At 51.5% G+C, this 12,429-nt stretch carries 12 protein-coding genes; 2 read left to right on the top strand and 10 right to left on the bottom strand.

Annotated features, from left to right (window positions below; translation table 11 throughout):
• Window positions 1-6 precede the first annotated feature (6 nt).
• The 10 genes from folD to ACTL32_RS08185 form a co-directional block, all read right to left on the bottom strand.
• A complete protein-coding gene (gene folD, locus ACTL32_RS08230; protein ID WP_441340991.1) occupies window positions 7-882 on the bottom strand; it encodes a bifunctional methylenetetrahydrofolate dehydrogenase/methenyltetrahydrofolate cyclohydrolase FolD in 876 nt (291 codons plus the stop codon).
• A 40-nt stretch (window positions 883-922) separates the two neighbouring features.
• A complete protein-coding gene (nusB, locus tag ACTL32_RS08225; RefSeq protein ID WP_441340990.1) occupies window positions 923-1,312 on the bottom strand; it encodes a transcription antitermination factor NusB in 390 nt (129 codons plus the stop codon).
• A 469-nt stretch (window positions 1,313-1,781) separates the two neighbouring features.
• Entirely contained in the window at window positions 1,782-2,180 is a 399-nt protein-coding gene (locus tag ACTL32_RS08220) for an Asp23/Gls24 family envelope stress response protein (RefSeq protein WP_441340989.1), read from the bottom strand.
• Window positions 2,181-2,195: 15 nt separating this feature from the next.
• Window positions 2,196-3,545 carry an acetyl-CoA carboxylase biotin carboxylase subunit gene (gene accC, locus ACTL32_RS08215; RefSeq protein ID WP_441340988.1) on the bottom strand — a complete coding sequence of 450 codons (1,350 nt, stop codon included), beginning with the start codon at window positions 3,543-3,545 and terminating at the stop codon, window positions 2,196-2,198.
• A 13-nt stretch (window positions 3,546-3,558) separates the two neighbouring features.
• Window positions 3,559-4,059 carry an acetyl-CoA carboxylase biotin carboxyl carrier protein gene (gene accB, locus ACTL32_RS08210; RefSeq protein ID WP_441340987.1) on the bottom strand — a complete coding sequence of 167 codons (501 nt, stop codon included), beginning with the start codon at window positions 4,057-4,059 and terminating at the stop codon, window positions 3,559-3,561.
• Between the two features lie 121 nt (window positions 4,060-4,180).
• Entirely contained in the window at window positions 4,181-4,741 is a 561-nt protein-coding gene (gene efp, locus ACTL32_RS08205) for an elongation factor P (protein ID WP_441340986.1), read from the bottom strand.
• Entirely contained in the window at window positions 4,738-5,826 is a 1,089-nt protein-coding gene (locus tag ACTL32_RS08200; RefSeq protein ID WP_441340985.1) for a M24 family metallopeptidase, read from the bottom strand. The genes efp and ACTL32_RS08200 overlap by 4 nt, the downstream gene beginning before the upstream one ends.
• Window positions 5,823-6,263 (bottom strand): type II 3-dehydroquinate dehydratase, encoded by a 441-nt coding sequence (aroQ, locus tag ACTL32_RS08195; protein ID WP_441340984.1) that lies wholly within the window; start codon window positions 6,261-6,263, stop codon window positions 5,823-5,825. Before aroQ ends, ACTL32_RS08200 begins: the two co-directional genes overlap by 4 nt.
• A gap of 441 nt (window positions 6,264-6,704) precedes the next feature.
• Complete coding sequence (locus tag ACTL32_RS08190) at window positions 6,705-9,263, bottom strand: vitamin B12-dependent ribonucleotide reductase (RefSeq protein ID WP_441340983.1); 2,559 nt, start codon at window positions 9,261-9,263, stop codon at window positions 6,705-6,707.
• A gap of 189 nt (window positions 9,264-9,452) precedes the next feature.
• Window positions 9,453-10,232, bottom strand: a complete 780-nt coding sequence (locus ACTL32_RS08185) for a lipoate--protein ligase family protein (protein WP_441341203.1) — start codon at window positions 10,230-10,232, stop codon at window positions 9,453-9,455.
• Window positions 10,233-10,388: 156 nt separating this feature from the next.
• Between ACTL32_RS08185 and ACTL32_RS08180 the strand changes: the two genes are divergently transcribed.
• Together ACTL32_RS08180 and ACTL32_RS08175 are read left to right on the top strand one after the other, a co-directional pair.
• Window positions 10,389-10,769 (top strand): rhodanese-like domain-containing protein, encoded by a 381-nt coding sequence (locus ACTL32_RS08180; RefSeq protein ID WP_441340982.1) that lies wholly within the window; start codon window positions 10,389-10,391, stop codon window positions 10,767-10,769.
• Between the two features lie 72 nt (window positions 10,770-10,841).
• A complete protein-coding gene (locus tag ACTL32_RS08175) occupies window positions 10,842-12,116 on the top strand; it encodes an AAA family ATPase (protein WP_441340981.1) in 1,275 nt (424 codons plus the stop codon).
• Window positions 12,117-12,429: the final 313 nt, after the last annotated feature.

Here is a 12,429-nt window from a genome sequence, read left to right as displayed (position 1 = left end):
TTTATTTTACATGGTTTGGGCGCTTTTGTCTTTCGACAGCCCGTTTTCGGCAGATTGCAAGGTGTTCTCCATGAGCATGGCGATGGTCATCGGCCCGACGCCGCCGGGAACCGGCGTAACGAACGATGCGGTTTCTAGGACATCCGCATAATCGACGTCCCCGCATAGTTTGCCGGATTCATCCCGGTTCATGCCGACATCGATGATGACCGCCCCCGGTTTGATATGCGTGTGATCGATGAATTTCGCTCTCCCGATAGCCGCAACCAGAATGTCCGCCTGTCTGGTGAACGAGGCCAAATCTTTTGTTTTGGAATGGCAATAAGTGACCGTTGCGTCTTTTTGCAGCAGCAATTGTCCGACCGGTTTGCCGACAATATTGCTGCGCCCGATGACGACTGCATGTTTTCCGGCAGGGTCGATGCCGTAATGTTCCAGAAGCTTCATAATGCCGTGTGGCGTGCAAGGAAGAAACGCCTCTTTTCCGATCATCATATTGCCGACCGAAATCGGATGGAAGCCGTCAACATCTTTCAATGGCGAAATAGCCGTAATCACCTTGAACTCATCAATATGCATTGGCAGCGGCAATTGAACCAATATCCCGTGGATGCCGGAATCATTATTCAGTTCATCGATTTTCGATAGCAGCTCCGCTTCGGTCAGCGACTCCGGATATTCATGGAGATCCGAACGCATGCCGAGCGCTTCGCACGTCCGCTGCTTGTTTTTTACATATGTAAGGGAAGCGGAGTTATCTCCCACCAGCACCACCGCAAGTCCCGGTGTCACCCCTTGGCTTTTCAAATTTTCAACGCGCACTTTCACTTGCTCTTTAATCTTCTGGCTTACTGCTTTTCCGTCGATGATGGTCGCCGTCACAAAAAAACCCTCCAATTCAGTTTGCTTGCCTGTTCGTGCCTTAGTTTGCCAATTCGTCAGTGAACTTCGACAAAACGCCGTTTACAAAGCGGCTCGATTTGTCATCGCCGAACGTTTTGCTGAGTTCGATCGCTTCGTTCATGACCACGCTCGAAGGCGCATCTTCCATGAACGCCAATTCAAAGACCGCCATGCGGAGAATCGTGCGCTCGACTTTCGGAAGCCGCTCAAGCGACCATTTCTCCAAATGGCCTTTCAGCTTCTCATCGATCGCCGCCATATTGGCATACGTGCCCTGCACAAGCAGATCGTAAAAATTGTCTTTCTCCATGCCCATGACATGTTCGGCCGCCTCGTTGACAGTCAGCTCTGTGCCGTCCAGCTGGAACAATGTCTGAAGCGCCTTTTCTCGTGCCTCGTGTCGTTTCATAAGTTTTCCGGTCTCCTTTACACCCTAATTACCCCTCATTATACAGGTAATCTGTTTGAAGTTCCAAGTTTGAAATGTTCTGACAAGGGACTGTCCAAAAAGGGCTGCTGTCCATTGCGGCGGACGCTTTCCGCGGGCTTGCGCCGAACTAACTCGGACTCGCGTCCGAGTGGATTTCGGCACTTCGCTGTCCCGCTGGAGTCGCCGCCTCCATTCCCATCAGCCGTTATAGGATAAAAAAATTCAGAGGAGAAAAGCATTAATTTTTTTCCTCTGAATTTTCGTTGTGGGCTTTTTGGACAGCCCCTTTGCTTCGAAGAGAACGATGCAACGCTCTTCCATGCCTCGAAGCTAGTGCAGAGGCAGAGATAGAGACAGCCGTAAGGATTCTGCTCCATACCACCTTTGGGCACCAAACAAAAAAAGGCGCCGGCTAGGCCGGCACCTCTTTCATTTATTGCTATTTCAATCAATGATGCTCTTCCCCGGTTTCAAATTGCACACCGGTGATGTGGACATTGACTTCCTGCGTCTGCAGGCTCGTCATGTTCTCAAGCGTCTGGCGGACATGTTCCTGCACTTTCAACGCGGTCTTCGGAATCGACACGCCGTAGTTCACGACACAAAAGACGTCAATCATCAGCCCGTTTTCGGACAGCTCCGTTTTGACCCCTTTGCCGTGGACTTTCTTGCCCAGGCGTTCTACAACGCCGGACGCGAAGTTTCCGCGCATGCTCGCAATGCCTTCGATGTCCGAAGCCGCAATGCTCGCAATGATTTCGAGGACTTCCGGTGCCACTTCGATATTGCCTAGATCTTGTGGGCCGTGGGATTTCATGCGCAAATATGGTGCCGCTTTTTCAGCCATAGGGCAACGCTCCTTTTAGGATTCTAGAACATCGTACTTTTCAAGGAATTTCGTGTTGAAATCGCCGGATTTGAACACTTCGTGATCCATCAGCTTCAAATGGAACGGGATGGTCGTATGGACCCCTTCGACGACAAATTCATCGAGGGCACGCTTCATTTTCGCGATCGCTTCTTCACGCGTGTCCGCAAATGTGATCAGCTTGGCCACCATGGAATCATAATAAGGCGGAATGCTATAGCCCGGATACATCGCCGAATCCACACGGACGCCGAGGCCGCCTGGCGCCAGGTACATGGTCACTTTGCCTGCCGAAGGCATGAAGTTCTTCGCCGGGTTTTCCGCGTTGATGCGGCATTCGATCGACCAGCCTTTGAACGTCACATCTTCTTGCGTGTAGGCGAGAGTTTCGCCGGATGCCACACGCAGCTGCTGCTGGATCAGGTCGATTCCGGTAATCATTTCAGTCACCGGGTGTTCCACCTGGATACGGGTATTCATTTCCATGAAATAGAACTTCTGGTTCACGGCATCGAAAATGAATTCGACCGTTCCCGCTCCGCGGTAATTTACAGCAAGCGCAGCTTTCACTGCCGCTTCGCCCATTTCAGCGCGAAGTTCAGGGCTTAATGCCGGTGACGGCGCTTCTTCCACTAGTTTTTGCATGCGGCGCTGGATTGAGCAGTCGCGCTCGCCCAGATGGATCGCATTGCCGTGGGAATCGGCCAGCACCTGGATTTCCACGTGGCGGAAATCTTCGATGAATTTCTCGATATAAACGCCAGGATTGCCGAACGCTGCGGCCGCTTCTTTTTGTGTCATGCGAAGGCCGGTAATGAAATCATCGCGGTCGCGGGCGACGCGGATACCTTTCCCGCCGCCTCCTGCTGTCGCTTTGATGATGACGGGGAAACCGATTTCTTCCGCGATCTCCAAGCCTTCCTTTTCGCTTCCGACAATGCCGGTTGAACCCGGAACGACCGGAACGCCGGCTTTGCGCATCGTTTCACGCGCAACATCCTTTGTCCCCATCTTCGAAATCGCATCCGAAGTCGGACCGATGAACATGATATCGCAAGCTTCGCACAATTCAGCGAAGCTGGCATTTTCAGCCAAGAATCCGTACCCCGGATGAATGCCGTCACAGTTCGTCAATTTCGCGACGGAAATGATGTTCGAGAAATTCAAATAGCTGTCTTTGGACGCTTTTGGCCCGATGCAATAAGCTTCATCGGCCAATTCTACATGGAGCGCCTCTTTGTCAGCCTCTGAATACACAGCGACCGTTTCAATATCCATTTCTTTGCAGGCGCGGATGATGCGGACAGCGATCTCCCCGCGGTTGGCTATCAATACTTTTTTCATAGGGGACCCCTCCTCAGTTTGTTTTAACGAGGAATAGAGGCTGGCCGTATTCTACAAGCTGGCCATCTTTTACAAGAATTTCAGCAATTTCCCCATCTACTTCCGCTTCGATTTCATTGAACAATTTCATCGCTTCGACGATGCAGACCACCTGGTCAGCTGAAACTTTCGTTCCTGGCTGTACATATGCTGGTTCTTCCGGTGATGGCGACTGATAGAATGTCCCGACCATCGGCGAAAGGATCTGATGCAAGTTTGCGTCGTTTTGGACCGCCACTTCAGGCGCTTCTTCAGAAATCAGTTCTTCCGCTTTTGCTGCAGGAGCTGGCGCAGCTGCTTTCGGCGCTTCTTCCGTTTTTGGAGCTGGTGCCGCTGGCGCCTGTGCTGCCGGTGCCGAAACAGCCCCGCCGTTTTTCTTCAATTTCACTTTCGTGCCTTCGGATTCATAAATGAATTCATCGATTGACGAGCCATCCACTAGTTTGATGATTTCGCGAATTTCCTGGATTTTCAAATTATCCAACTCCCTTTATGTATGGTTGTGCCTACCTGTACTATTTTAGACTTTTTCAGCCCATTTTGGAACAGCGAGCTTTTCTTTAAAAAAAGGCCTCTTCGGAAGAGGCCGATTTTCATTATTGTGCGCGTGAAACGTAAGAAGAATCCGTCGTGTTGATGATTAGCTTGTCGCCTTCGTTGATGAAGAAAGGCACTTGGATGACAAGGCCGGTCGTCAATTTAGCCGGCTTCGTGCCGCCGCTTGCTGTATCGCCTTTGATGCCGGGATCTGTTTCAGCCACTTCAAGAACGACCGAATTCGGCAATTCAACGCCAAGCACTTCGCCCTGGAATTGGATTACTTGTACTTCCATGTTTTCCTGAAGGAACTTCAATTCATACTCGATGCTTTTTTCTGGAAGCTCGATCTGGTCATAAGTTTCCGTGTCCATGAATGCATGGACATCGCCGCTCGCATAAAGATATTGCATTTTGCGGTTGTCGATCTGTGCTTTCGCCACTTTCTCGCCGGCACGGAACGTTTTTTCCGTTACGCTGCCTGTGCGCAAGTTGCGCAATTTCGTACGGACGAATGCCGCACCTTTGCCCGGTTTTACGTGCTGGAATTCCATTACACGCCAGATGGCGTTATCCACTTCGATTGTGACGCCTGTTTTAAAATCGTTTACTGAAATCATTTAATTTCCTCCGTTACTTGTAAAATACGCAGCTCTTTCGTCGAATGAGTTAATCGCTCATTGCCAGACTCGGTAATCATTATATCATCTTCTATGCGCACTCCGCCAATTCCCGGCAGATAAATGCCCGGCTCTACCGTCACGGCCATGCCCGGTTCAAGAACTGTCTGCGATTTAGATGATAACCCGGGAGCTTCATGGACTTCAAGCCCGATGCCATGGCCGGTTGAATGGCCGAATGCATCGCCGTAGCCCTTTGATTTGATGTAATCACGTGCAATTGCGTCGGCTTCAATGCCCGTCATGCCCGGTTTGATGTTTTCGAGCGCCAGAACTTGGGCGTCCAGGACGACCTGGTAGATTTCTTTCAGCTTTTCAGACGGTTCACCGACAGCCAGCGTGCGCGTGATGTCCGAGATGTAGCCATTGTATAGCGCTCCGAAATCGAGCGTGATCATGTCGCCCGCCTCGATCCGTTTGTCCGTCGCCACCCCGTGCGGCAATGCAGAACGGGTGCCTGACGCAACGATGATATCGAACGAGGAAGATGTTGCACCTTGGCTGCGCATGAAGAATTCGAGTTCATTCGAAATCTCCAGCTCCGTTTGTCCCGGGCGGATGAATGTGCAGATATGCTCGTAGGCAGCATCGGCAATTTTTGCAGCGGCTTTCAGCACTTCGACTTCTTCCGGCGTCTTGAACATCCGGATCTTTTCAATCAACCCGCTGACAGGTTTCATTTCTGCATCCATTTTCTCTTTGTACTGGCTGAAGAGAGCGTAAGTCATATAATCCTGTTCGAATGAAACTGTCTCTAAACCAAGAGATTGAACGATTTCAGCGACTTCTTCCAATAAATTCGTCTTTGCCTGGACCACTTCGAATTCCTTGACCTGGGCGCCGGCCTGTTCGGTATAGCGGAAATCGGTGATGAAGAACGCTTTTTCCGGCGTCACGAGCGCCAGCCCAGCTGTCCCGGTGAACTCGGTAATATAGCGCAGGTTGTATTGGCTGGTGATCAAAAGAGCCTCGATTTGCTGTTGTTGCATTTCATTGCGTAATTTTTGAAGTTTCAATGGATTCATCCTCTCGATTGTTGTAGGAGCAGCGCATGCAGCGCCAATTTATAAACGTCCTGGCCAAAGCCCGTAATTTGTCCGGCCGCAACCGGCGCGATATAGGAATGATGGCGGAACTCCTCCCGCTTATAAACGTTTGAGATATGTACTTCAACCACAGGGATTTGGATGGAGGCGATGGCATCCCTGATGGCGACGCTGGTATGTGTATACGCCCCGGCATTCAGCACAATGGCATCCGTGCCGTCGTCAGCCGCCAAGTGGATCCAGTCGACCAATTCCCCTTCATGGTTCGACTGCATGCACATCAGGTTGATCCCGTTGCTGCCGGCAAAATCCATCAATTCATTTTCCAGTTCCTCCAAAGTAAATGTACCGTACGCTTCTTTCTCGCGTTTGCCGAGGCGGTTCAAGTTCGGCCCGTTCAAACACAACACCTTCATTTCTCCCAACTCCCATCTGTCACAGTCTTCATTATTTTATCATAAGGGAATGGCAGAGCAAATATTTCCTGAATAGTGCCGCGACGATTCTCTCTCACGGCTTTTCCCGGCCTGGTTTTTGTTTCTTGTTGCGTTTTTTGGTTTTCGAACAATTAACCTTATGTAGTTTAGTACATTTATCTTTTCTTACAGCAATTTTATGTGATTTTCATGTTGGATCACCTCTTTTCACGATTTTTTTTGATGCCGGCCCGTTTTACCTATTTTTGGAACCGGTTCAATAAAGCGGTTGGAGCACCGTTGCTTCAAATTCGGAAAACCGGTCGATCCAAAAGCCAAAAAAAAACCATCTTCCCTCTGCAGAGGAAAGATGGTTTTGGATGAATAAGATAAGTGTTGCCGGAATTTATTCTCAAGCGGCTGTTTTTGAAGATTTTTTGCTTACAGTCCGCATTTCAGCTGCGCGTTGCAGTTCGTGCAGGTGTTGCAGCCGCCCATTTCTTCGACTGTCCCTTTGCGGCAGACCGGGCATGTGTTGCCGATTTCAGAGCCGATGGTGACATTCGTTGAACGGAGATCCTGGATCGTGTCGATCAGGACGATCGGGCGTTTGCCTTTGACGTCTTCCTGATGCGGCTCCTCGAATGTGTTCTCCTCCGCTTTCAGCGTCAGCACCTGCGAGTCGCGGCTTCCGTCGACGTAGACCGTGCCGCCTTTTGCTCCGCCTTTGTACAAGCGCTCGTAGACGCCTTCAACCTGCTCGACTGTGTAGCCGCGCGGTGCGTTGACTGTCTTCGAGATCGATGAATCGATCCAGCGCTGGATGATGCACTGCACGTCCGCATGCGCTTCCGGAGCCAGGTCCATCGACGTAACGAATGCTTTCGGCAGGTTTTCTTCGTCCGCTTCCGGGTTGTTCTTCAAGTATTCACGGACGATGTCCGCTTTCACTTCGATGAACTTGCCAAGGCGTCCGCTGCGGTAGTATGTGAATGAATAATATGGCTCGAGCCCTGTAGATACGCCGACCATTGTGCCTGTAGAACCGGTCGGTGCAACCGTCAGCAGATGCGAGTTGCGGATTCCGTTGTCCAGGATGCCCTGGCGGATTTCTTCCGGCATGCCTTGCATAAAGCCGGTTTCGCTGAACGCTTTCCGGAGTGAAGCTGTTTCTTCATCTGTGTTGCCGATCAGGAACGGGAAGCTTCCGCGCTCTTTTGCAAGAAGCGTTGATTCTTCGTACGCCGCTACAGCAATCGTCTTGAAGATCTCATCGACAAGTTCGTTGCCTTCGGGCGAGCCGTATTCCTTGTCGCAATAAATCAGCAGGTCGGCAAGCCCCATGACGCCTAAGCCCACACGGCGTTCGCCGAGCGCCTGGACGCGGTTCTCTTCCAGGAAGTACGGTGTTGCGTCGATGACATTGTCCTGCATACGGACGCCGACTTTGACGGTTTCTTTCAATGCTTCGAAGTCCACTTCCTTGCTTACTGGATCTGCAAAGCGCGCCAAGTTGACGGCAGCAAGGTTGCAGACGGAGTATGGCGCCAGCGGTTGTTCGCCGCAAGGGTTCGTCGCTACCACTTTTTGCCCATATGCCGTTGCGTTCGTCTTGGCGTTGGCATTATCGATGAAGAAAATGCCCGGCTCAGCTGAGTACGTTGCACAGACGTTGATCAAATTCCACAGTTCGCGGGCTTTGATCGTACGGTAGACGCGGACGCCGTGGCCCATGCGCTCCCATTCACGCACATCGCCGATTTCCTGCCATTGTTCATTGTAGATGGCCATTTCTTCTTTTGAATACGATTCGACCGCCGGGAAGCGCAGGTCGTAATCCGCATCTTCTTCGACCGCTTTCATGAAATCGTCTGTCAGGGTCACGGAAATGTTCGCGCCTGTCAGGAATTCTTCGTTGTGGACCGAGTAGGTTCCGCCGTCGCGCAGCTTCGTTTCAGCATCGCGCATGATCTTCTCGTTGAATCCGCCCATGCCCGGAATCGCCCGGTAGTTCAGGATCCCTTGGTACATGGCTTCTTCCTGTTCGAGGAGCGGCTTGAACTTCAATTTCTCATTCGCCAGCTTTTTGATCATTTCGTCTTCCGTATTCTCGATCAAGTAGCGGAGGATGCGCGGGTTCTGCATTTTGGAAATGATGAATTCCGCGATATCCGGATGCCAATCAGCCAGCATGATCATCTGAGCGCCGCGGCGGGAGCCGCCTTGTTCGACCAGATGCGTCAGTTTTGCAATGTCGTCGAGCCAGGAAACCGAACCAGATGATTTTCCATTGACCCCGCGCGCAAGCGTGTTTCTCGGGCGCAGCGTAGAACCGTTCGTGCCGACGCCGCCGCCCCGGGACATAATTTCCATCACTTGTTTGCGGTGGTCTGAAATGCCTTCACGCGAATCTGCCACGAATGGCATCACGTAGCAGTTGAAATACGTGACGTCCGTGCCTGCGCCGGCTCCGTAAAGGACGCGGCCTGCAGGGATGAATTTCAGGTTGACCAGCTGTTCATAGAACTTCCCGAACCATTCTTCGCGTTTTTCAGGCGTCGTTTCCACTGAAGCAAGTCCGGCCGCATTGCGTTTAGCGATCTGCTCGTAATAGACTTCCAAGGGTTTTTCGATGACATCAAGCGAACGGTTGACGATTCCCGCCTCCGCTTCCTCGGGTTTGTCGATTGCGCTGCGGTAGTCTTCTTCGATCCAGACTTTCGCTGTATTCGACGTTCTGTCGACCGATACGATATATCCCAAGCCGCGTGCCGGGAATTTCGGATCCTCCTTGACTGTCAGCACGACGAAGTCGCCCGCTTTCAGCGTCTTCTTTTCCGTATCCTTGAATGAATAGCGGTCGATCATGACGAGGCGCGATACCCCTTTATGTGTTGTTTTCATGTCCGGGGTGATCGCGAAAACTTGCGGGAACGCTTCGATGTCGCTGTTCAGACTCACCGGATTTAGAGAATATTCTTTTTGAGTGGCAGAAACCATTTGACAATTCCTCCTTCATATTATATGGAGTAGACACTATATATAGTATTATTACATTTCCCATCGTACTATATGTTGAAACATCGAAGCAATAACAAAATTTTGCTTCCAGTTTCACGTGCCGTCTCAAAGCTGAATCCACAAAGGTTTCCACCATTTCACCCTATGTAAAATGAGTCTTTAGACTCCTCAGACCCGAAGATTCCAGGCCGGATTGGCATAGCGCATTTCCTCAATCTTCTGAACTTCCAGACGCTGTTCCGCGGTCAGCGAAAACGGCTTCAGCCGGATGCCGAGAGCCGCTTCGAACCCGGCTTTGAACGCACTTGCGCATTCTTCGGGAGTGGCTTTCTCCTGCCGCAGGTCATTGATCGCCGCCGCTTTTTGGGGTATTTTTCTGCGCATGCGCTCTTTCGCATCTTCATCCGGAAACTTGAAGACCGATAATAATTTCTCAGCATCCAAGTCGAGCAGGATGGCACCGTGCTGCAGGATGACCCCTTTTTGTCGCGTCTGTGCGCTGCCGGCAATCTTGCGGCCTTCGACCACCATTTCGTACCAGCTCGGCGCATCAAAGCATACTGCGCTTTTCGGCTTTTTCAGATCCGCCTTCTGGCTATCGGTCAGCGGAACGGAAAAGGACGCATCGAGGCCGAGATTCCGGAACCCCTCCAGCAGTCCGCCGCTCAGCACCCGGTAGGCTTCGGTCACCGTTTCCGGCATGTCCGGGTAATCTTCGCTGACGATGATGCTGTAGGTCAGTTCATGTTCATGGAGGACCCCCCTCCCGCCGGTCGGCCGGCGCACGAAGCCGAGCCCGAGGCGCTCCACTTGCTCCATGTCGATTTCTTTTTCCACTTTCTGAAAATAGCCGATCGAAAGCGCTGCCGGCTCCCAGCGGTAAAACCGGATCACCGGCGGGATGGCCCCTTCGCTGTGCCAGTTCAGCAGCGCTTCGTCGAGCGCCATATTGAATGACGGTGTCCCTTTGCCTGAATCAATAAACAACCATTCCGGAAAATTCACAAGATCGCCCCCTAATTTCTTTAATTAGTGTAACATTGCCATTGAACATGAGTCACTCCATCTTTTATAATGGAGAGAGATTAGAAAGGGGCAAGAACAGTGGAGTTTCTTTATATTACTTTAGGCATAGTTGCCGCATTGCTCATCTTTGCAGCAATTTCGTATTTCCGCATCAAGAAGGCCGTCACTACTTTGACGCAAGAGCAGTTTATCGAAGGATACCGCAAAGCGCAGCTGATCGATGTGCGGGAACCGAAAGATTTTGCGAACGGCCACATCCTGGGCGCGCGCAACATCCCCCAGACCCAACTGAACCAGCGCTACCGCGAGATCCGCGCTGACAAACCGGTTTACATCTACGACCAGAACGGCGCACGCAGCGGCCGGGTGGCGTTGTTCCTTAAGAAAAAAGGATATGACCAATTGTATCAATTGCAAGGCGGCTTCAAGCAATGGACCGGCAAGGTCAAAGCCAAATAATCATCTAGAGCCTTTCCCAGGTGCGGAAGGGCTCTTTTCATTCTGAGAAATGACCAGGACTGGAGGAATATCATGTTGCCCAAAATTCTTTTTCCCCACGGGGAAACCCTTCGGGAAACGCTGCCCCATTATGCGGAAGTTGCAGCTGTTTCCGAAAAAGCATTGGCTGAACTGAATGAACGGTCACCGGGGACTTGGTTCCACGTCGATATTGAAGAGACGATCTCGAGGCTCCATACTCACCTGCTCGACCTGATGGAAAAGGGGATCCTGAATTTTGAAACCCTGTGCTTTTTGTATCAGGCCCGACCGCTCGGCAAAATTGCGAGCGCAGAAGAAGACGATCAGAGCGGCAGCCTGCGGGTGCGGCAGAGCTTTGAGAACCGCCTGGTCTTTTTCCCTGATTACGATGTCGCCCTTTCTCAATACCAGCTCTTTACCGCCGCCGAGAATGCATGGCCGGAATTCCAATTTTTCGCTAAATCGGAACCTGCTGCCCTTGCCTTCCTGGAAGCCATGAACGAGCTGCTGCGCATTGAACTGATGAACAGCATCACGTTCCTTGTGGACACCGACGAAGGCGTAAAACGCCGGAATTACGGGGAAATGGCCATCGTCAACCGCGACGATGTCATCTTGGAAGCAGGCATCAAAAAGGACATTTTCCGCTCGATTGATGAATTCTTCCTGGAAGACGGCGTGTTTTTCAAAGAGTACGGCGTCCCGTACAAACGAGGCATCCTACTCTACGGAGCTCCCGGCAACGGCAAAACGACACTTGTCAAGTCAATCACCGGCTCCACTGAAGCGCCGGTCGTCTATTGGCAGATAACTGAATTCACGTCCAGCTATACCGTACAGGAAGTTTTCGGGACCGTGTCGCGCCTCGCCCCTGCGATTCTTGTCATAGAAGATATCGATTCGATGCCCGAGTTCACACGGTCGGTCTTCCTGAACACACTTGACGGCACGCAGTCCCGTGAAGGCCTTTTTATCATCGGGACAACGAATTACCCCGAGCGGATCGATCCCGCGCTCATCAACCGGGCTGGCCGGTTTGACCGGGCGTACGAGATCCCTTCTCCTGACAAAAAGCTGCGCAAGCAATACCTGCAAAAACTCGACGTCAAATCGATTTTCACCCCCGAACAGCTGGATGACATGGCCAAGCTTTCAAAAGGTCTGTCGATTTCCCAGCTCAATGAACTGTACATGTCCACTGCCCTGAACTGGCATTACGAAGGGGAGACGAAATACGGCGAACGCATCCAGGAACTTCAAAAGCAGAGCCGCCGCTCTGCAAAGAATGATTGGGAAGAAGCCGATTCGCCCATCGGATTCGGATGAAGAACCGGTAAAATGGACAGCAAAAGAGCCCGCCTGTGGAAATCTGCAGGCGGGCTCTGACTGTCGAGAAAACTTCTCCAGATTAGTTGATAAAAGAAATAAACCTCTTATTCCGCTTCGGCGCTTTGGGAATGGCTCCCGCCATGAGCCGGAAAGGACACCCGTCTCATAGCTTCGCCTAGCCCGTTGACGCGCCGGCGCTAGATACGCTTTCTATAGGAGAAATGTACATAGTCTGAACCTGGTTGAGTAAACATCTCTGAGATATGAAGCAAAACAGCGGAGAAAATCGTACTGCTCCTGTCCCTGCATC

Origin of the sequence: Planococcus sp. FY231025, assembly GCF_052078085.1 — a bacterium.
Taxonomy (GTDB): domain Bacteria; phylum Bacillota; class Bacilli; order Bacillales_A; family Planococcaceae; genus Planococcus.
Note: the sequence above shows the minus strand (reverse complement) of the source record. Positions and strands in the feature narration are given on the sequence as shown.